We start from the raw sequence: 19,861 nt of genomic DNA on the forward strand, positions 1-19,861 counted from the left end.
ATTGATGTTTTGTGATTTATACTAGGCATTTGTATTATTTTAGTAAATTTGGCACATTCTCTTTCTTTATTGAATATTATATATTCTATTTGACAAATATACAATCACAATTGAAGGAGGAATAGAGGTGAATTTTAGAAACAAATTAATTATTCCAATATCTTTTATTGTTTTTCTCTCGATGTCTATATTGGGAGTAATTATGTATTTTAATGTGGAATCTTCTTTTGAAAAACAGATAATTGGAGAATCACAAAAACAGCTACAACTTGTAGAAATGATTATTGATAATCAGCTTGATCTAGAAAAAGATATAAAAAGAGAACTAGGATCATCTTACTTGCCTGTTGCAAATAGCATAGCGTTATCTATAGATAAAGATCCTAATATTTTAAATAACGAGAATTTAAATGAACTCTCAAAACAACTTATGTTAGATGAAATCAATGTTGTAAATGGAGATGGATTTATCACTCACTCTACAGTAGATAACTTTATAGGTTATGATATGGCAAGTAGTGAACAATCTAAATCTTTTTTAGAAGTAATAAGTGGCAACAAAAATACAATGATTCAAGATCCTAAAGTTAGAGGTTCAGATAGGATTCTCTATCAATATATTGCAGTAAGAAGAATAGATGCACCTGGTCTTATTCAAATTGGATTGGATCCTAAAAAGGTAGAACAAATAGATGATCAACTTAAAATAGATAAATATATAAGAGATATGAAGTTTGGAAAAGATGGCTATGCTTTTATTTTAGAAAAGGGAAGCGGTAAGACTTTAGTTCATCCTAATGTCAACGTAGAGGGAACACGGGTAAAAGAAGACTTTATAGATTATATAGTTAAAAAGGAGAACGGATATCTAAGATATAGTTTTGAAGGTGTGGAGAAGATAGTTGTATTTAAAACTATAGGAAAAACCATAATAGCTATAACCGAATCTCTTACTGATTTAAACGTTCTTAAAAAGTCAATCTTATATCTACTTATTATAGTTACCGTTATTTGTTTAGCGATATCTATAAGTTCTCTCTATATAATAGTTACAAAGTTTGCCTTAAACCCTATAAAACGTGTCATGGAAGCTGTAGGAGAAATGGAAAAGGGAAACTTAACTGTTCAAATTCCAGAAAAATCTAAGGATGAATTTGGAGATTTGGCAAGAAGCTTTAATAGTATGATAGTAAATATAAGAAATTTAGTATTTAACATCATAAATTTATCCAATACTTTAGACCATTCTTCTTCTACTATGAACGACAATGCACGAGGCATAGGTGCAGCAAGTGAGGAAGTTGCTAAGAGTATTGGTGAGATAGCTGAAGGCTCAAGTAGTCAAGCCCAAGATGCAAATAACGCTCTACAACTTACCAATCTTTTATCTTCAAAAGTAAAAACTATGACAAATACTTTAACTAGTGTAATGACAAGTTCTGGTGAAATGAATCAAAAAAGTGAAGATGGACTTAAAACTTTAGTAGAACTTAAAGAAAAGCTAGATGAAAATGAAACTGCATCTAGTAAAGTATCCCAAAGCGTCTCAGATCTTTCTGATAAGTCTACAATGATAGAATCTATATTAAAGACTATACAAAACATATCAGAGCAAATAAATCTTCTTTCCCTAAACGCTACGATAGAGGCTGCTCGTGCAGGAGAACACGGTCGTGGATTTGCTGTAGTTGCCGATGAGATAAGAAGACTATCTGAAGATACCAATAATTCTACAGGAGAAATACAAAATATAATAGAAGAAATACAGTCAGTTATAGGAGATACATCAATAAATGCAAATTTAACAAGTAAATCTATAGAAAATGCGAGTATCACTTTAGCTAAAACTGAAGATGTTTTTTATGATTTAAAAAGTTCTGTAGAAAACTCCATTTCTAGAATAAATGAATTAAATGATGATCTTATAGAGGTAAGTAAGACCAAGGAAAACACCTTAGTTTCCATTGAAAACATATCTTCTATCACACAAGAGTCTTCAGCTGCAACTGAACAAATTAGCGCCTCTACTGAAGAACAAACGGCTGCTATAGAAGAAGTTGTAGGGAGTATAGAAGACTTAAATAGGATGTCAAAGGAGTTAACTAGTCTTATAGGTCAATTTAAAGTAGAATAAAAAGGTGTGTCTAGACACACCTTTTTATTTATTTTCTAAGCTCTTAGCCCACTCTAATACTCCAGCCTTTACCCCTTCAAACTCATTTTTAACATTGACTAGTCCATATGAAGATAGAAGTTTATTGTTTATTTTTACTGAATCTTTTATCTTACTCTCAGCTTTTCCAGGCCCACCAAGACTAGTATAAAAGAAAGCTATATTTTTATCTTTTAATATACCAGTTTCCAAAAGAGTTCTAATAGCTGGAGTAAAACTCCCAGCCCAAATAGGACTACCAATGAAAATAGTATCATATTCATCTAGGTTTGATTTAATAGAATGGAGATGGGGTTTCTTTTTCATGATAACCTCCCCACTACCAAGTAAGTATTTACTAAATCCTTTGGATTTTAAGTCTTTTATAGGTTTTATCTCTTCACATGGAATGTTCAATTCTTTTGATAGATATTGTGCGACCATCTTAGTACTTCCTTCGAATGAGTAAAAGAGAATTATTTGTTTTGACATGGTTTCATCTCCTTTTATTTAATCTGATTAGTATGTTTTTGTTTAAAATTCATCTTCGCTGGCATCTTTTAATAACTCTTTTAATGTTATTTATATTTAACTTTTTATTTATATTTTGCTTTCTAAATAATCACTTGAAATTATATATCTTATAGGCTTATCTTTTATTTTTTTAATTATACCCTTTTCTTCTACAGTTTTAAGTTTTTTTCTTATAGTAGCTGCTGTATATCCAACATTTACTTCGAAGTCTTTAATACTTAGCCCTTTTTGTTTATCATTTGTAAAATAAAGCTCTTGTGCAAGAATAAAAACCATATTTATTTCATCATTATCAACTAATCTCTCATCATTATTTATTTTTTCAAAAGCCATATCTAACAACTCTATTTTCTCATTTAAGTCCAGCAATAACATTTCTTGTCCTTCTATTATAAGTCCTAAAAATGTATCTACAAAGAAATTCATTTCTCCTCTAGATACTATTTTATTTGTAATATCAAAGGCTTCTAGATATTTTTTTCTTCCCATATTACATCCTCTAGATAGTGACATCGCCGTTAATAGAGAGTATTCTTCCTCTAAATAGATACTACTTATAAATCTACTTGTTCTTCCATTTCCATCATAATATGGATGCAAATATCCAAAATAATAATGTGCTATGGCTATTTTTATAAGATGATGACATTTTTCATTATCTATATCCATAAAGGCAATTAGCTCTTTAATTTTTTCTATTATAAGCTCTTCTGTCTTTTCTCCTGAAGTTAAGCCTCTATGTATTTCTTTAAGTCCTTTTCTTACATAGGTTATATCTTTTCTAAATAGTTCCCCATCTGGCAAGTCATTCTTTGATACAGCTCCAGATGTTATTTCATCATAAATTTTTCTATAATCTTTAACTTTTTCTGGTCTTTTTAAATCTCCCATAATTAATTTAAGATAAGAGTTAATAACACTCCCAAATCTTAAATTAGACTTTTTGTTTTTCTCAGACATTATAGTCCTGGTAGTTTCTACTATTTCTTCACGCGTACTCTTTACACCTTCTAATTCATTGGTACTATATAATTCTTCACTTATAATTATATCCGCAAGAAATCTTTGCTTTGCAACTTCAGGAAGTATTAGATAACTTTCTTCGAGTATATTATCGTTTTTGGTTAATTTACTTATCAAATTCATAGTTAAATTAGTAGGGACATAAAATAATTCAAATATGTCATCTTGATTTATAGGTTTTATTTCTAATCCTGTCTTTATAGTACTCTCATAATTATATCTATTTGTTGATATCTCTTTACGTTCTTCTATTCCTTTTATATTATAAAACATTTTATGAAAATATTTCATTTTAACACCTCTTTTATATATATTATCCATTATATCCTATAAATACATAATACAAACAGTAAACTTAATTGTTTTTATCATTTATAAATTTATATTGTATGCTTATATGCTAATAATCCTTATTTATATAACATATCTATTTAAAAAGCCAATAGATTAATAAAAATTAATTTATTGGCTTTTTAATAATGTTTTATATTTTATAACTTTGATTACTCAATCTCAAATTCTGCTGCTAAATAGTATGTTTTATAATCTCCACTATCTTCCAGATTCGATATGTCTTTTATGATACGATATTCACCTGGCTCAAGTTCTCCATAAAGCCATTGCCAGTCAACTTTAAATTCTCTTTCTTCTCCAGGTGGTAGTTCATATCCAATATCTTTAAATCCATATTCACCATCTATTACTATTGGATACTCATACCATATTCCATCTATCTTTTTTTCTAAAATAAAACTTTCTCCATATATAACTTCATTATAGGATTTACTTAAAAAAAGTAAAGTTAATCCTTTTGGATTGACTGAGTGTTCTTTTGTAGACATAATAATTCGGTCAAGATTATTAACCTTTTCATGTTTTGTAGGTTTTAACTTAGTTTTGTCCCTAGGATCTTATGGTATAAGCACTTTGTCTTTTCTAATATATTCTTCATAAAACTCTACTAACTCTTTAAACTTCCCCTTACTCTTTCCAAGTTCTTTTGTAGTCATTCCTATAACAGATGTAGTAAAACTATCTATATAGTTTCTATCTACTGGAAGAATTCCTTCTGCATTACTGTTTACAGGCACATAAACTATTTCATCTAAATTATCTATTAGTGAAAATAGTATAGCACTTTGACTTGTAATCTTATCGGTAGTTAAATCCTCTTTTTGTGATAGTTCAAAATTTAATATTAATGAATAGGGTTTCTCATCTGATGATATTTTCATTGACTTATATTCATAACCTTTTTCAAACTTTAAGTTTGATATTATATTTCCTACTTTAGAATTATCCCCCACATATTCTGTTTTGTTTTTATATAGTTTGTCAATTAAGTTTTCTTCTTTCTCAATGTCGCATCCTATTAAAAAACTAGTCCCTAAGATGGATACTATTAAAAATAAAATTAAAGACTTAGAAGATATTTTATCAACTTTTTTCTTAATCATCTTTATACCTCCATTAAGATTTTTTCTCCCTCTTTAAATCTATATTATCATAAATATGATTTGTTTTCTCTTTAATATATCACTGACTTTATATATTTTTCTCGGTCAAATATTTCCAATATCTCATTGGCATATTTCTCTTTTGAAGTTTTGGGTTTGTCTTTGTTTGAATTGATATAGCTTTAAAGTAAGTTCTCCAAAGATCTTCATAGATTTCCTCACTATCTTTTACTAAGAATGGGTCTAGTCTTTCTATATCTTTTACTATCCATTCCTTTTTATTGTAAAAAACTCCTATCTCTCTTTTGGTGTCGTGAATTATAAAATTTTCCCCTTTTAACCTTTCTTTAAAATGAGGAGCTACCAGAGCTATTATATTGTGATCTGGTTCTACTCTAGCGTAGAGAATTTCCTCTTTTATCTTTTTAAATCTTAAAATCCCAGTTATTCTATGTCTTTCTTTTCCTACCAGTCTTGATATCTTATCCATGTTTAAAACATCTTCATTTGCTAGATTTAAATCTACATCTGAACCTATCTTAAACCCTACTTGAAGATATCTAAGTATTATCATACCAGAGTCAGGAAGCTCAGAGAGATATGCATAAAAAACTCTTCTAAGGCTTTCCGGGGATATCTTGTTTTCTATAGCGCTATAAACTTTTCTTGCTTTTTCTGAATCAGTTTTTATGTATCCCTTTTCTACCAAAAAGTTTTCCCTAAAGTCTTCTTCTCTAATTATATCTGTTGGCTTTTCTTTAGCATAAAATGCTTCATAGATAGAAGTCAAAAGTCCATCAAAGCTTCCATCATATATATAGGAAATCACTAAATCTCGCCCCCTATCTCCATCCATTTATCTTCAAAGCTAACATTATCAAACATTGAAATTTGTCTTGTATCTTTTCCATTTTTATAAGGAGTTATTATTTGACTTCTTATTATCTCTGGATTTATATCGTTAAATCCAAAGTACTTTCCTTTACAGGTTATAAAGTGCTGCGCTCTTTTTAATACTATTCCCAGTTTTTTTAAATCAAAAAAGTCTAGAGTGGTAAAGTTTCTAGCGGATATTATCCGCTTTGCAGATCTTACCCCTATTCCAGGTACTCTTAGGAGAGTTTTGTAATCTGCTTTATTTATTTCTACTGGGAAGAGGTGGATGTTTCTAAGTGCCCAGTTGCATTTAGGGTCTAGTTCTAGGTCAAAATTAGGATTTCTTTCATCTAGTAATTCTTTAGCTTCAAAGTTATAAAATCTAAGCAACCAATCTGCTTGATATATTCTATTTTCTCGAACTAATGGAGGTGAATTTATAACTGGAAGTTTGGGGTTTGTAGAAACTGGTATAAATGCTGAATAATATACCCTCTTTAAGTTGAGAGTTTTATATAGACTCTCTGATAAGTTTAGTATATTTAAATCATTATCCTCTGTTGCACCCACTATCATTTGAGTTGTCTGTCCTGCTGGGACAAAGTTTGGAGTGGCTTTGAAAATCTTTTTATCTTCTTTAGTTTGTAATATATTATTATGGATAAAGCCCATTGGTTTTAATATATCTTTTTTTGTCTTTTTAGGAGCAAGTAGTTTTAGTCCATTTTCAGAAGGCAGTTCTATGTTTACGCTCATTCTATCTACATATCTGCCTACTTCTTCTACTAGGAGATCATCAGCACCAGGTATAGTTTTAGTATGGATATAACCGTTAAAGTTTTCTTTTTCTCTAAGTGTCTTTACAACTTTTAAAATAAGTTCCATTGTATAATCTGGACTCTTAAATACGGCAGAACTTAAAAAAAGTCCCTCTATATAGTTTCTCTTATAGAAGTTTATAGTTAAGTCTACTACCTCTTCTGGTGTAAATATAGCTCTTGGAAGATCATTTGAGCTTCTATTTACACAATATACGCAGTCATAAACACAATAGTTGGTAAGTAGGATTTTCAAAAGTGATATACATCTTCCATCATCTGACCAACTATGACATATTCCAGCTGTACTTGTATTTCCAAGTCCATCTTTCTTATTTTTCCTATTGCTTCCACTTGAAGAACAAGATACATCATACTTTGCAGCATCAGATAGTATCTCAAGTTTTTTAAGTTTATCCATCTTTTCAACCCCTTATGCCTTTTAGAAAATTATACCATAAAGACCCTATTAATTCAAACATACGTTTTATTGTTATTGATTGTTTTTAAAATTTATTTTAACTTTAAAGTAATTTTTTGTAAGAATATAAATCTTTCTTTTACTCATACTAAAAGAGAAGTGAAAAAACTTTAGGAGGAGATTTTGTGAAAGAATCTAAAGCAAAAAAAGTACTTCATGGTGATAAAAATCAAAAAGTAACACATAATGGTCAATTAGTTTGGCTTGAGCATGTAAATGAATCAAGTGGAGAAGCTCTAGTTTCAGTTATGGATACAGGAGAAAAGAAAACAGTTCCTGTAAGTGAATTAGAACATCAAGGTCAAGGACTTAGATAAATAAAAAATAGCCTTTAAAGGCTATTTTTTATTATAGAACTTTACCTAGAAATTCAATTGTTCTTTCATTTTGAGGATTATCAAATATTTCGCTTGGAGTTCCTTGTTCTGCTATAATTCCTTCATCCATAAATAGTATTCTATCACTAACTTCTCTAGCAAATCCCATTTCATGGGTTACTATTACTATCGTCATATTAGATTTTGCTAAATCTTTGATAACTTCCAATACTTCTTTTACCATTTCAGGATCTAGTGCACTTGTTGGTTCATCAAATAACATTACATCAGGTTTCATGGCAAGTGCTCTTACTATTGCAAGTCTTTGCTTTTGTCCTCCAGATAATCGAGTCGGGTATTCATCCCTCTTGTCAAATAAACCTACTCTTTTTAAAAGTTCAAAGGCATCATTTTTCGCATCTTCTTTTGAGACCTTTTTTTCTAGAACTGGAGTAAGTGTTATATTTTCTAAAACGGTTAGATGTGGGAATACATTAAAAGACTGAAAGACCATACCTATCTTTTGACGATATTTATTTATCTTTATAGATTTATCTGATATATCTACGTCTTCAAAAAAGACTTTTCCGCTCGTAGGTTTTTCAAGTAAATTTAAACATCTCAGAAATGTACTTTTTCCACTACCAGATGGTCCTATTATGCAGACTACTTCAGCTTCGTATATGCTTTCATTTATATTTTTAAGCACCTCTAGTTTGCCAAAGGATTTACTTAAATCTTTTACCTCGAAAATTTTTTTACATGTCATTTAGTCTCAACCTTCTTTCAAATATATTAAGTCCTTTGCTTAATATCGTAGTAATTATAAGATATATAATTCCTACTATTACAAGAGATGGAACTGCTAAAAAGGTTGCTGATTGTACAGTTTTATATGATGTCATAAGCTCTCCCACAAAAAAGACTGAAGCAAGAGATGTCTGTTTTATCATTGTTATATATTCATTTCCTAGTGCTGGAAGTATGTTTTTTATAGCTTGAGGTAAGATTATCTTTTTCATTGTATTTGCATCACTAAGACCTAAGCTTTTAGCAGCTTCTGTTTGTCCTTTATCAACTGCTTGTATTCCTGCTCTTATGATTTCAGCTACATATGCACTTGCATTTACTATAAGTGCAATCACAATGCAAACTGTATCACTAAGTTCAAAAGGTGTAATCTTAGGTAGAACTAGCCAAAAGAAATAAAGTTGCAATAATATAGGCGTTCCCCTTAGAACACCTATATATAGAGCAGTTATAAAATCAAATATCTTTATTTCTGATAATTTCATAATTGCTATTACTGTTCCAATTATTGTAGCTATAAACACTGTGATTGCTGCAAGATATATCGTACCTAGTAAACCATTTATATAAACGTAATCATATTTTGTCCATAAATCTATAACTGTCTCTACCATACTTTAACACTCCCTAAAGTCCTAATTTTTTAGCGTATTGCTCATATTCTTTTCTCCACTCTTCGTATAATCCTTTATCTACTACTTCATCTATTATTTCATTTATTTTTGCAGTTAACTCTTCTTCGCCCTTTGGAACTCCTATTCTTGTTCCAGAGGTTTCTGGTTTTTCTTCAAATTTAAAGCCTTCTACTACCATCAGATTACTATTTGGATTGGCATCTATATAAAGTCTAGCTGTAGCAACTTGAGTTGCACATACATCTGCTTTATTTTCTTGAACAGATAGAAAACCATCCGTTGTAGCAGATACTCTCTTAAATTCTTTATATTTTGGAATTTGTTCATTTATAAACATTTCTTGAAGTGAACCACTTTGTCCTACTATGACTTTATCAGCTATATCTTCTACTCCTTTTATTTTGTCTTTATCTTCTTTTCTTATAAGTAATCCGTGACCTTCTTCATCATCTGTAAATTCATATGCTTTAGATAAGTTCATAGCTTCAGCTCTTAACGGAGTATATGCTAGGGCGGAAATTGCCATATCATATTTTCCTTCTGTTACACTACCAAGTACTGCAGTAAACTCTAGAGGAACTATTTTAAGCTTAACTCCTAGTTTATCGGCAATATACTTTGCAAGCTCTATATCGCTTCCTACATACTGCTCATCACCTTTTTTACTTGGATCTATAAACTCATTTGGCGCAAAAGATGGTTCAGTTGCAACTTCCATATATCCTCTATTCTGTATTTCTTCTAAAAGGTTTTCACCCTTTTTTGTGCTAGCTGGGCTGTCTTTACTACAAGCTGATAATAAATTTATTGATAAAAATAAAACTAATATTATTCCTATTACCTTTATAATCTTTTTCACATTAACCATCTCCTCTTTTTTTATTTAAACTAAAAAATCTCGTCATCTAGCTTAGCTAGAGGACGAGATATTAATCACGTGGTTCCACCTCTTTTTAATGATACACTCACGCATATCAAACTCATAAGGTACTATCATACCTTTGCACTATAACGGGTGCGAGAGATCCGAAACTGGTTACTTTTTTCGCCAATTTGCTCAAAGATGTGTTCAATATATAATAAATATGCAATCTCACCACCTCTTGCACTCTCTTGAAAATATTATTATATTTACTATTTCTTATCGTCGCTTTACTATACTACCTTGGTCACTTATTATCTTACCATAGTAGTTTTAGATTGTAAAGGTTTATTTTAATTTTTTTAATATTTATGCTTATTTTTCTAATATGGGGTATAAGTAATATATAATAGAGACAAATTAGATATTATAATATATTTACAAGGAGGGTTTATTATGGGTATAATTGCTTGGATTATTTTAGGAGCACTATCAGGATGGTTAGCTAGCAAGATGATGCATACAGATGAATCTATGGGTGCTATTGCAAATATAGTAGTAGGTATAATAGGAGCTTTAATCGGTGGATTTATAATGAACTTCTTTAATAAAGCAGGAGTAGATGGATTGAATTTATATTCTCTATTTGTAGCATTTTTAGGTTCTATAATTCTTATAGCTATAGTAAAGGCTGTTACTAGAAGATAAAAAGGAAAGAGGTGATAAATATGTTTGGAAGAAAAAATGGCAAAAATAAAAGAAGTTGGCTTTTACTTCTTCTATCCTTTTTAGGAGCAAAAGCTATTATTAAAAAGAATAATTTAGATAAATAATAGAAGGTCTTGGATTCATTATAAATTTAATGGATTCAAGACTTTTTTTAATATAACTATAAAAAAATTTAACTGCTTAGAACTATATTAATTGTTTAACATTTCCATATTTATACCGATAGTTATAATTCAAGGTATGTTTATAAATAAGGAGTTGGAAACTATGAAAGGCACTATTGTTTCAGCATGGGTTGAAACTTGCAGAGAACTTTATGGAGAAGATTTGACTAATGAATCACTTCTTCATAATAGTATTGATAAGGATAGGATTTTTAGACCTTCTGAAGATATTCCGGATAAAGAAGCCATAGGGATACTTGAATATATCGGAAAAAAACTAGATAAAAGTTCTGATTATATGTGGAGAACTATGGGAAACCATAATGTTATAACTTATACAAAGGTATATCCTGCATTTTTTAGATATAAAAATTTGTATTCTTTTCTTCAAGCCATGTATGATATTCATGTAGTTGTAACTAAAAGAGTAAAAGGAGCTAAGCCTCCTATCTTAGATATAAAACCTGTAGATAAGTACACAGCACATATGACTTATTCTTCCCCTAGAGGAATGTTTTCTTATTTTGAAGGGATGTTAGAGGGAGCGGCTAAATATTTTAAAGAGGATGTTAAGGTAGAAACTTTAGAGAGAACAGATGACTTTCTAAAACTTGCAATTACATTTCCAAAAGAAATTTACTATCAAAAAAAGTTCATGATTAACAATGCTTTGTCATTTGGTTTTATAAATAATATGGAAGGTAAAATAGCACTATCATCACTACTCTTTGTAGGACTACCAAGTGCACTTATATTTAGGTTTGCACCAGAGAGTGCTTCTATAGTTAGCGTTTTAATTCTTTCTGCTATTATACCATTTATTATTAGTAAAGGATTGTTTAGACCTTTGAAACATATCAATTTATATTTAGATGAACTTAAAAACAAGGACTTTTCTTTGATTCACAATATGAGTACAAACGACTTTTTTGAAGATATAAATGAGAAGCTTAGAGAAATCAAAGACTCTATAAAGACAGATTTTGTAGGTCATAAGGGTACTACTGATGAGTTAAATGTATTTGCTGATAGATTTGCCCAAATATCTAAAAATATGAGTGCGACTTCAAATGATATGTCTGCTGTAGTTGATCAAGTAGCAGAAGGTGCTACTAGTCAGGCCTTTGAAACAGAAGAGATAGCTATTTCTTTAAATAATTCCATTACTTCTTTAAATGGAGTAGTTGAAAGGGAAAACAAAGGTAAGATAGAATTAGAATTATCTGTAGAGACGATAAGTAAAGGTTTTAAAGATTTGAAATCTACTTCTAATAGTTTAAACAGGGTGTTAGAGCAATTTTCTGGGGTTAGGACAAAGGGAAATGATTTACAAAATAGAGCTAAGGAAGTTCGAAGTATAGTAGATACGGTTGAAAAAATAGCAGAACAGACCAATCTATTAGCCTTAAATGCCAGTATTGAAGCAGCTCGCGCCGGAGAGCATGGAAGAGGTTTTGATGTGGTAGCTTCTGAAATAAGAACACTTGCCGAGGGTTCTAAAGATGCGGTTAAAACCATCAATACTAATTTAGAATCATTTATTTTAAATATAGATACACTTGTACTAGATATCTCAGATCAATATAACGTACTTGAAAATGAAAATATTAAGCTAAATTCTATAACTGATGAAAATATGGTATCTATAAATTCTATAGAAAAGGTAAATCTTCTTATAGCAAACTTAATAAACGAACTCAATATTGAGGCAAATAATATGAATTCTATTTCTCAAAATATAGAATCACTAGCTGCAATTGCAGAAGAAAATTCAGCCGCTTCACAAGAAGCATCAGCCAATATACAGATCTATAGTGAAGAGATTAAAAAGATGACTCGAAATATAGACGAATTTAAAAAAGTAAGTATGGAGTTTAGCCAAGACCTAGAAGTATATATACTGTAAACAAATAAAAACCTTAAAACCTTTAAAGATTTTAAGGTTTTTATGTTTTTTAAAAATATGGAGCTCTATTTATGCTTCTTTTAATTTTGTAGTTGTAATTTTACCATTTACTTTGTTTAAAGTCTTTATTTTTAAAGTAGGGCTTTCTACATCAAAATCTTTTATTATTTCTTCTAAGATTTTTATCTCTTTTCTGTTTATAACGACTTCTACTTGATGTCTTTCGGTCTCATTATTTCCACCAACTAGAAAATTGTTGACTGTGTATCCAGTTTCTCTAATCCTTTGAGCTATCTCATTTGCTTTTATACCATCATTTAAAAATAAATCCACTTCGCATATTCCAAGTGCTAGTTTGTTTTCAATCTTACCACCTAGATACACTCCCATTGACTTACCAAGTCCAAATGCTATTGTATAAGCCATTCCATCTGAACTAGTTACTTTACTTACTATTGTGGCAAAAATAACTGCATCTATAAACACTAAAGTATAAACTGGATTCATAATATTCTTTGACATAAATATTGTCTTTAATGTTGATAGGATATTTGTAAAAGCTGTTATTAAAAACATCACAAGAAGTCCTATTATCATGCTATTTTCCATTAATTTTATCTTCCTTTCTATTTTTCTCTATTAAAAAAACCACCATATACATTATATGGCAGTTAGCTATTAATTAGTCCTGTATTTAAATAATTTATGTTAAAATTTTATGATTATAATCTAATTCCTCTAAGACATAAGTGATACACAAAATATTGCATTTTTTATTTTAAAACTATTAATCTAACTAAATAAGTATATACTATAAAAACTCATCTGTCAAGCTATTTTTTTAAACAATGAGTTTCATTTTTAAAAGGATACCCACTATAATAAAGTGGGTATCCTTTTAAAAATATCATATAAATGAATCTATTTAACTATTAATACATTGGTATCAACATGATTTAAAACTTTGTGGGATACGCTTCCTAACATAGTCCTTGAAAATGTTCCAAGTCCCCTACTTCCCATAACAACTAGTTCATAGTCTTCTTTTTCTGTCTCTTCTATTATTACTTCTGCAGGATCTCCTGCTTTAAGCTTTGTATTTACTTCTCCTTTAAAGTCATCAAAATACTTTAATGAATCGTCTAAGATTTCTTGTCCCATTTTTTTTAAATCTTCAATTGCTTCTGGTGTGTAACGCTCTATCCTTAAATAAGAGTTTTTAACCAAATACTTTACTACATATAATATGTCAATATTTGCATCCAAAGCTGTTGCCATTCTTTTAGCCTCAAGTAAAGCCTTATTAGCATTGTCAGAACCATCTGTGGTAACTAAAACTTTTTTCATTTTCTATCCCTCCTATTTACTTTTACAATAAAATACTTTCTCTCTATATTTATATACCCCCAAAAAAAGGATAAGAACAAATTAATTTATATATTGCTTAATTTTTTTAAATTTTTAAATTTTTTACTTCCAGATTAAGTTTTTAATATTAGATTTAAAAAAGTTTCAAATATCTTTGTCTATCTATAATTATTGGGTATATGGTTAGCACTACTATTTACTACTAATTTAATAAAGGAGTGATTAAATGGCTAATATAAGTTATAAAGATGTTTTAGACTTTTGGTTTCACCCTGATCATATACCTCTTCACTTTGCTGAAGATAAAGAATTTGATGAAAAGATTCGCAAGAGATTTTTAGAAACCTGGAAAAAGGGCTCTGAAGGACTTTTAGTCAATTGGAGAGATACAATAAAAGGTAGACTTGCAGAAATTATCGTGCTAGATCAATTTTCGAGAAATCTTTGGAGAAATGATATAAGAACATATACTCAAGATAAAATGGCTATAGCACTAGCTCAGGAAGTTATCAGACATCCAGATTATGATAATTTATCCAGTGCTGAGAAAAACTTTATACTTTTACCCTTTATGCACTCTGAATCTTTAGAACTTCACGACTGGGCAAATAAGTATTATGAAGAACTTGGTGATGAAAAATTAATGTATTTTGAAAAGCTTCATAGAGAAGTTTTAGAAGAGTTCGGCCGATATCCTTATCAAAATAAAGATTTGGGTAGAAAATCAACACCCAAAGAGTTAAAAATTCTCAAGGAGAAAAAAGATGGTTTCTATAGCTAAATTATCAATTTTTTAAAGGTGCATCATAGGATTTAACTATGATGCACCTTTATCTTCAAACAAATTTACAATTTTAATTCAAATTATACTAGTCTTCAAAAGCCTCACTAACTTTCCACTCTTTCCATACATTTCCTACTAAGTCTGGACCTGGCTTTAATGTTTTCTTACCTGGTTTCCAGCCTGCTGGTGCAACTTCGTTGCCTTTAGTTTCTCTAACCAATTGGAATGCTTGAACCTGTCTTAAGGTTTCTGATAGTTTTCTTCCAACTGGTGGAGTAAGTACTTCATAGGCTTGAACTATACCATCTGGATCTATTATAAATCTACCTCTGTTTTCTACTCCAGCATCTTCATCATAAACTCCATACTGAGTTCCTATTGCACCACTTGAATCTGATAACATTGCAAAAGGAATATCTTTATTTACCATCTTAGAAAGTTCCTGATCGTTCCACATCTTGTGAACGAACACACTATCTACACTAACAGATAATACTTCTACTCCTAGTTTTTGAAAATCTTCATACTTTTCAGCAACTGCTGAAACTTCAGTAGCTCAGACAAAAGTAAAATCTCCTGGATAAAAACATAGTACTACCCATTTACCTTTATAATCCTCTAGTTTTACATTTATAAACTTACCATCTTTATATGCTTGCGCCTCAAATAAAGGTGCCGGTTTACCTACTCTTATCATTTGAACTTCCTCCTTTTTTTCGACTACTTCTTCTACTATTTTTTCTTCATTTTCTTTGTGTGATACAGGTCTTGCACAACCAATTTTAATATCTTCTTCCATAAAATTACCTCCTATAATTTTATATATTACATTTTCTTTACTAATAGACTAATATATATTATAATAATATATATTAGATACAAAAATGTAATGATTACAATATTATATCCATTACAATTATAATAGCTCATTAATCTACTTTTGTCAATAGTTACCATAAATACTTTTATAGAGAGGTGTAGATATGATAAATACTCAAGAACAGATTACTAAAATATTGAAAGATAAGGAGATTGCTCCCTCCTATACTAGAATAAAAATATATGATTATTTAGCAAAAGATAAAATTCATCCTACTGTAGATGAAATTTTTATAGATTTAGTAAAACTTTTTCCCACCCTTTCTAAGACAACAGTTTATAACTCCTTAAAATTATTTATTGAGAAAGGTTTGGTTAGATCTGTTAATTTACATGATAACAAGATGAGATATGAACTAGTAAGATCAAGTCATGGTCATTTCAAATGTGATACTTGCTCTAAGATTTATGATATTACAATGGAAATAAATATAAATCTTCCAAAAGAACTAGAAGGCACTATTATAGATGATTATCATCATCTTCTTATAGGAACCTGCTCTAATTGTTTAAACAAAGAGAATTCCAATTAATCCTTTCATTAAAAATAGGAGCTATATGGTATAGACATATTAGCTCCTAATAATTATTTAAAATATCTCTTTAGTTGGATATGCTTAATATTAATTCTCTTCTATAGTAGTTTTAATACTACTCTAATCTATTAGTTTTGATGCAATAATTTATCAGTATCTACTTCTAAAACGCCTTCAATACCCATCTCTAATGAATCTACTAATTCTCCATCTTTAAACACATAGCATCCGCCATTAGCACCTTTTGGATCTTCTTTATAGCTATTATACATTAAAGCTGGGACACCAAGTTTAAAAGATCTTTCTATATATTGTTCTTCTTCAGAAATCTCCCATCGCTTCTTAGAAAAATCTATATACATAGGCCAAAGGATTATATCTTTATTAACTCTATTCATCTCATCCACATTTTCATCATACCAAAGATCTCCACAGATAGCCGTTGAAAACTTTATTCCATCTAGTACAAATGAATGAAAACCATCTCCTTCTTTATATTGACTAGTAGTTTTAGTTACCTTCCAACCTTCTGATACTCTTCTAAATACATCCACAATATTTCCATCTTTATCTATAACTAGATTTGTACAATATAAATCTTCTTTATATTTTTCTACAAAACCAAATGATAGTGCACATCTATATTTCTTAGCTAAATCTTTTACTATTCCTATCACAGAACTATTTAAATCTAGTCCTATATTCTTATCTATTTCATAATCCCAGGTAAGCGCATCAAATCCTTGTAAAAAGCTTTCTCCAAAACATAGTAGTTCACAATCTTTGTTCTTCTTTAGATAGCTCTCTATAACTGATAATTGATGATCTACATCATTATCTTTTATTAAAGCTGCAACAAGTCCTATTTTCATATATATCTTCCTTCCAGTAAATTTTATTTTTTATAATAAGTTTTTAAAGCTTTCCTAATATGTAGTTTTAACTTATCAAGGAAAGTGGGCAAATTCATTATATCACAATTCATAAAATCATAAAAATATCCTGCCAATAAGATGATTCGAATATCTTATTAGCAGGATATAATTAAAACATTTGTATAAAAGATTTAATCGCATCTATTAAAGAGTTTCCGCCTAGTGCTATGGTTATTGTGGCTACAGCTACACCTAACCATTTTTGTATAGGGGAATTTTTATATTTGCCCAGTTGCTTTTTACTTGATGTTATATAAACTAAGTAAATTGCAATTACCGGTAAAACTATTCCATTTAATGCTTGTGCAACAAGTATTACTGTTAAAGGATTTAATCCCAATCCTGATACTATAGCACCAATTGCTACAATTCCTAAATTTACAGCTTTAAATCTCTTATCACTATTATCATATTTCCAGCCTAAAAGCCCAGCCAAAGTATATGATGCTCCAAGAGGAGTTGCTATTGCAGAAGATAGTCCTGCTGCAAAGAGTCCTATACCCATAAATAGTTTTGCCCAAGATCCAAGTAAAGGCTCTAATTGAATTGCCATATCTGCAGCTGAGTTAACTGTTACCCCTCTCATAAAGGTAGCTGAAGTAATTAGAATTGCAGCTGTAATAAGTCCACCTAAGGATATAGATACATATGTATCCCATTTAGATAATTCTAATTCATCTGGGGAAGACCAAGTTTGCCTTGCTGTTGTAGCATGGATAAAGAAATTATAAGGTACAACTGTAGTTCCTATAAGGGATATTACATATATTAAACCTCCCTTTGGTATTCTCGGTACAAGTCCTGAAAATATTTCACTGAAATCTGGCTTTGCTACAATCATTGTAGTAAAAAATACAACTGCCATTACTACAACTAATGCAGTTAAGAATTTTTCTAGAAATTTTGGTGAGCCTTTATATACCATAAAAAATACTATTATACCAATGAATGGCCCCATAAAATTTGATTTAATTCCTATAATTGTTGAAAGTCCAAGAGCCGTTCCAGATAAGTCTCCAGAGATATATGATGCACACCCAAGAGTTATAGCTCCACCAACAAGTAATATGCTTATTTTTTTAACAAAAGGGTCATCAAATTGTCTAACAATAGCTTCCCCAAGTCCACTTCTAGTTATTATTCCAAGCTTTGCAGACATCTCTTGGAGTATAATCGTTGCAATAATTGAAAATAATACAGTCCATAATAAACCATATCCATAACCTGCTCCTGCACGAGTTGCCGTTGTTACTGTTCCAGGACCTATAAAGGATGCAGTTATCATCGCACCTGGACCTATGGCTTTTAATTTATCTTTCCACGTATATTTTCTCTTAATCATTTTGTTGTTTTGTTCCATAGCTTTTCCTCCAATTTTTCTGATTTTAAATTCTGATAATAAATAGTTTTGTAGCTAGAGTTATCTAGATAACTCTAGCTACAAGTTTTCTTTACAGATTAAATTTTCTCTTTGTTACTCCTGATAATAAATAGATTGTCATCCATGATGCAACATGGGATGAAACGTTTTGTGGATCTTGTGGAGGATATATTTCTACAAAGTCAAAGGCTTCGCATTTTGCCTTTCCACATTCATGCAATGCCATGGCAAGTTCAAAACTTGTAAGTCCACATGGATCTGGTGGCCCTCCTGGATTATTTGCTACATCGAGTATGTCTGAGCAAACAGTTACATAGATTGCATCTGTTCCATCACTTGCAATTTCAATAGCTTTTTTAATTGATTCTAATACTCCATTTAGCTTAATTTCCATTCCAGTTATAACATGAGCACCAAATTTCTTAGCTGTTTTTATTCCATCTGGATTGTTCCTTGGTCCTCTTATACCAAAATGAACCATGTTTTTAGGATTTACATTTTCATCTTCATATAGTCTGTGAAATGGAGAACATCTAGCATACTTTTCCTCTCCATAAGTTTCCATATTGTCCATATGAGCATCAAAGTGTATAACGCCGATTTTACCATTATATTTTTTTGCAAATTCACTTATTAAAGGATAAGAAATAGAATGATCTCCACCAAATACAACTGGAAATTTGTTTGCATCTAAAATTTTCTTGTACCCTTCTCTAATGCTTTTAAATGAAAAATCATAATCTCCATTTTTTATTGCAACATCTCCATAGTCTCCCCCTGAGAAATGATCAAATATATCAATATCATACTCTGGAAGATATCCGCCATATCTTACAGAAGCTTTTCTTATAGTTTTAGTAGCCATTTCAACACTTGTAAAAGGTCCGTTTGTATTGACACCTTCCCAAGGTACACCCATTATTACAATATCACTTTTTTCTAAATCTTCTTTTGTCTTTATCACAGGTAGTCCTAAGAAACTTGAAACGCCACTAAACACTTCTGGAATTTCTCTACCTGGTACATAACAAATAGGTTTGTTTTTCATTGTCTCTCTTCCTTTCGTTCTACATTGTCGCACGCCATATCGTATTGCCGTATTATAATTATATATTTTTACTTTACCCGTGTCAAGCAATTTTTAAAAATTTTTTTCTACAATTTTATTTGCTATATTATGTGTTTTTAATTACAATATATTTAAGCAGAAATAT

General features: G+C 30.1%; 21 protein-coding genes and 1 other annotated feature. Of the genes, 6 read left to right on the forward strand and 15 right to left on the reverse strand.

All coding sequences use genetic code 11. The features are described 5' to 3' along the window. Nucleotides 1-127: 127 nt before the first annotated feature. On the forward strand, nt 128-2,134 hold the full coding sequence (locus TICRE_RS04575; RefSeq protein WP_075725610.1) for a methyl-accepting chemotaxis protein: 2,007 nt from the start codon (nt 128-130) through the stop codon (nt 2,132-2,134). A gap of 24 nt (nt 2,135-2,158) precedes the next feature. Here TICRE_RS04575 and TICRE_RS04580 read toward each other — a convergent pair whose 3' ends face one another. From TICRE_RS04580 to TICRE_RS04605, 6 genes are all read right to left on the reverse strand, one after another. Then, nucleotides 2,159-2,644: a flavodoxin family protein gene (locus TICRE_RS04580; protein WP_075725612.1), complete on the reverse strand. Its 486-nt coding sequence runs from the start codon at nt 2,642-2,644 to the stop codon at nt 2,159-2,161. A 108-nt stretch (nt 2,645-2,752) separates the two neighbouring features. Continuing rightward, a complete protein-coding gene (locus TICRE_RS04585; RefSeq protein WP_075725614.1) occupies nt 2,753-4,000 on the reverse strand; it encodes a Fic family protein in 1,248 nt (415 codons plus the stop codon). Between the two features lie 212 nt (nt 4,001-4,212). Continuing rightward, nucleotides 4,213-4,551 carry an immunoglobulin-like domain-containing protein gene (locus TICRE_RS04590; protein WP_075725616.1) on the reverse strand — a complete coding sequence of 113 codons (339 nt, stop codon included), beginning with the start codon at nt 4,549-4,551 and terminating at the stop codon, nt 4,213-4,215. Nucleotides 4,552-4,620: 69 nt separating this feature from the next. Beyond that, nucleotides 4,621-5,166, reverse strand: coding sequence for a DUF4825 domain-containing protein (locus TICRE_RS04595; protein WP_075725618.1), 546 nt, complete (start codon nt 5,164-5,166; stop codon nt 4,621-4,623). An 88-nt stretch (nt 5,167-5,254) separates the two neighbouring features. Next, a complete protein-coding gene (locus TICRE_RS04600; RefSeq protein ID WP_075725620.1) occupies nt 5,255-5,995 on the reverse strand; it encodes a TIGR03915 family putative DNA repair protein in 741 nt (246 codons plus the stop codon). Then, a complete protein-coding gene (locus TICRE_RS04605) occupies nt 5,995-7,281 on the reverse strand; it encodes a putative DNA modification/repair radical SAM protein (RefSeq protein WP_075725622.1) in 1,287 nt (428 codons plus the stop codon). The genes TICRE_RS04600 and TICRE_RS04605 overlap by 1 nt, the downstream gene beginning before the upstream one ends. A 185-nt stretch (nt 7,282-7,466) precedes the next feature. Between TICRE_RS04605 and TICRE_RS04610 the strand changes: the two genes are divergently transcribed. After that, nucleotides 7,467-7,658 carry an H-type small acid-soluble spore protein gene (locus TICRE_RS04610; protein WP_075725624.1) on the forward strand — a complete coding sequence of 64 codons (192 nt, stop codon included), beginning with the start codon at nt 7,467-7,469 and terminating at the stop codon, nt 7,656-7,658. A gap of 31 nt (nt 7,659-7,689) precedes the next feature. Here the strand turns inward: TICRE_RS04610 and TICRE_RS04615 are convergent, their stop codons facing one another. Genes TICRE_RS04615 through TICRE_RS04625 form a run of 3 tightly spaced genes read right to left on the reverse strand, consistent with a single transcriptional unit; the run spans nt 7,690 to nt 9,962 of the window. Beyond that, the gene (locus tag TICRE_RS04615; RefSeq protein WP_075725626.1) at nt 7,690-8,427 is read right to left on the reverse strand and encodes an amino acid ABC transporter ATP-binding protein; all 738 of its coding nucleotides are present in this window, start codon (nt 8,425-8,427) and stop codon (nt 7,690-7,692) included. Then, nucleotides 8,417-9,082, reverse strand: coding sequence for an amino acid ABC transporter permease (locus TICRE_RS04620; protein WP_075725629.1), 666 nt, complete (start codon nt 9,080-9,082; stop codon nt 8,417-8,419). The genes TICRE_RS04615 and TICRE_RS04620 overlap by 11 nt, the downstream gene beginning before the upstream one ends. A gap of 13 nt (nt 9,083-9,095) precedes the next feature. After that, a complete protein-coding gene (locus TICRE_RS04625; RefSeq protein WP_075725631.1) occupies nt 9,096-9,962 on the reverse strand; it encodes a transporter substrate-binding domain-containing protein in 867 nt (288 codons plus the stop codon). Nucleotides 9,963-10,017: 55 nt separating this feature from the next. Then, nucleotides 10,018-10,260 (reverse strand) — a binding site (T-box leader). Nucleotides 10,261-10,421: 161 nt separating this feature from the next. Between TICRE_RS04625 and TICRE_RS04630 the strand changes: the two genes are divergently transcribed. Together TICRE_RS04630 and TICRE_RS04635 are read left to right on the forward strand one after the other, a co-directional pair. After that, nucleotides 10,422-10,673 (forward strand): GlsB/YeaQ/YmgE family stress response membrane protein, encoded by a 252-nt coding sequence (locus TICRE_RS04630; protein ID WP_075725633.1) that lies wholly within the window; start codon nt 10,422-10,424, stop codon nt 10,671-10,673. A gap of 288 nt (nt 10,674-10,961) precedes the next feature. After that, complete coding sequence (locus TICRE_RS04635; protein WP_075725635.1) at nt 10,962-12,764, forward strand: heme NO-binding domain-containing protein; 1,803 nt, start codon at nt 10,962-10,964, stop codon at nt 12,762-12,764. A gap of 69 nt (nt 12,765-12,833) precedes the next feature. On the opposite strand, the gene TICRE_RS04640 is transcribed toward TICRE_RS04635, so the two are convergent. Together TICRE_RS04640 and TICRE_RS04645 are read right to left on the reverse strand one after the other, a co-directional pair. After that, entirely contained in the window at nt 12,834-13,373 is a 540-nt protein-coding gene (locus TICRE_RS04640; protein ID WP_075725637.1) for a DUF5698 domain-containing protein, read from the reverse strand. A gap of 312 nt (nt 13,374-13,685) precedes the next feature. After that, nucleotides 13,686-14,111 (reverse strand): universal stress protein, encoded by a 426-nt coding sequence (locus TICRE_RS04645; protein WP_075725639.1) that lies wholly within the window; start codon nt 14,109-14,111, stop codon nt 13,686-13,688. Nucleotides 14,112-14,358: 247 nt separating this feature from the next. Between TICRE_RS04645 and TICRE_RS04650 the strand changes: the two genes are divergently transcribed. Beyond that, nucleotides 14,359-14,913: a DUF924 family protein gene (locus TICRE_RS04650; protein ID WP_084191841.1), complete on the forward strand. Its 555-nt coding sequence runs from the start codon at nt 14,359-14,361 to the stop codon at nt 14,911-14,913. Between the two features lie 88 nt (nt 14,914-15,001). Here the strand turns inward: TICRE_RS04650 and prxU are convergent, their stop codons facing one another. Then, the gene (gene prxU / locus TICRE_RS04655) at nt 15,002-15,715 is read right to left on the reverse strand and encodes a thioredoxin-dependent peroxiredoxin (protein ID WP_084191843.1); all 714 of its coding nucleotides are present in this window, start codon (nt 15,713-15,715) and stop codon (nt 15,002-15,004) included. 184 nt (nt 15,716-15,899) lie between these two features. Here prxU and TICRE_RS04660 point away from each other — a divergent pair, with 184 nt between their 5' ends. Further along, entirely contained in the window at nt 15,900-16,328 is a 429-nt protein-coding gene (locus TICRE_RS04660; protein WP_075725641.1) for a Fur family transcriptional regulator, read from the forward strand. A gap of 131 nt (nt 16,329-16,459) precedes the next feature. Here the strand turns inward: TICRE_RS04660 and TICRE_RS04665 are convergent, their stop codons facing one another. The 3 genes from TICRE_RS04665 to TICRE_RS04675 all read right to left on the reverse strand — a co-directional run bounded on the left by TICRE_RS04665 (nt 16,460) and on the right by TICRE_RS04675 (nt 19,695). After that, nucleotides 16,460-17,203 carry a carbon-nitrogen hydrolase family protein gene (locus tag TICRE_RS04665; protein ID WP_075725643.1) on the reverse strand — a complete coding sequence of 248 codons (744 nt, stop codon included), beginning with the start codon at nt 17,201-17,203 and terminating at the stop codon, nt 16,460-16,462. Nucleotides 17,204-17,375: 172 nt separating this feature from the next. Next, entirely contained in the window at nt 17,376-18,626 is a 1,251-nt protein-coding gene (locus tag TICRE_RS04670) for an Nramp family divalent metal transporter (RefSeq protein ID WP_075725645.1), read from the reverse strand. A 91-nt stretch (nt 18,627-18,717) separates the two neighbouring features. Further along, nucleotides 18,718-19,695: an agmatinase family protein gene (locus tag TICRE_RS04675; RefSeq protein WP_075725647.1), complete on the reverse strand. Its 978-nt coding sequence runs from the start codon at nt 19,693-19,695 to the stop codon at nt 18,718-18,720. Nucleotides 19,696-19,861: the final 166 nt, after the last annotated feature.

The organism is Tissierella creatinophila DSM 6911, from assembly GCF_001940565.1.
Lineage (GTDB): Bacteria > Bacillota > Clostridia > Tissierellales > Tissierellaceae > Tissierella_A > Tissierella_A creatinophila.

Excerpts from the sequence above, each read along its gene's own strand:
- TICRE_RS04640 (WP_075725637.1), bottom strand. The coding sequence starts at position 13,373 with ATGGAAAATAGCATGATAATAGGACTTCTTGTGATGTTTTTAATAACA.
- TICRE_RS04675 (WP_075725647.1), bottom strand. The coding sequence starts at position 19,695 with ATGAAAAACAAACCTATTTGTTATGTACCAGGTAGAGAAATTCCAGAA.
- TICRE_RS04595 (WP_075725618.1), bottom strand. The coding sequence starts at position 5,166 with ATGATTAAGAAAAAAGTTGATAAAATATCTTCTAAGTCTTTAATTTTA.
- TICRE_RS04660 (WP_075725641.1), top strand. The coding sequence starts at position 15,900 with ATGATAAATACTCAAGAACAGATTACTAAAATATTGAAAGATAAGGAG.
- TICRE_RS04615 (WP_075725626.1), bottom strand. The coding sequence starts at position 8,427 with ATGACATGTAAAAAAATTTTCGAGGTAAAAGATTTAAGTAAATCCTTT.
- TICRE_RS04580 (WP_075725612.1), bottom strand. The coding sequence starts at position 2,644 with ATGTCAAAACAAATAATTCTCTTTTACTCATTCGAAGGAAGTACTAAG.
- TICRE_RS04665 (WP_075725643.1), bottom strand. The coding sequence starts at position 17,203 with ATGAAAATAGGACTTGTTGCAGCTTTAATAAAAGATAATGATGTAGAT.
- TICRE_RS04585 (WP_075725614.1), bottom strand. The coding sequence starts at position 4,000 with ATGAAATATTTTCATAAAATGTTTTATAATATAAAAGGAATAGAAGAA.
- TICRE_RS04605 (WP_075725622.1), bottom strand. The coding sequence starts at position 7,281 with ATGGATAAACTTAAAAAACTTGAGATACTATCTGATGCTGCAAAGTAT.
- TICRE_RS04645 (WP_075725639.1), bottom strand. The coding sequence starts at position 14,111 with ATGAAAAAAGTTTTAGTTACCACAGATGGTTCTGACAATGCTAATAAG.
- TICRE_RS04620 (WP_075725629.1), bottom strand. The coding sequence starts at position 9,082 with ATGGTAGAGACAGTTATAGATTTATGGACAAAATATGATTACGTTTAT.
- TICRE_RS04630 (WP_075725633.1), top strand. The coding sequence starts at position 10,422 with ATGGGTATAATTGCTTGGATTATTTTAGGAGCACTATCAGGATGGTTA.
- TICRE_RS04650 (WP_084191841.1), top strand. The coding sequence starts at position 14,359 with ATGGCTAATATAAGTTATAAAGATGTTTTAGACTTTTGGTTTCACCCT.
- TICRE_RS04635 (WP_075725635.1), top strand. The coding sequence starts at position 10,962 with ATGAAAGGCACTATTGTTTCAGCATGGGTTGAAACTTGCAGAGAACTT.
- TICRE_RS04670 (WP_075725645.1), bottom strand. The coding sequence starts at position 18,626 with ATGGAACAAAACAACAAAATGATTAAGAGAAAATATACGTGGAAAGAT.
- TICRE_RS04590 (WP_075725616.1), bottom strand. The coding sequence starts at position 4,551 with ATGTCTACAAAAGAACACTCAGTCAATCCAAAAGGATTAACTTTACTT.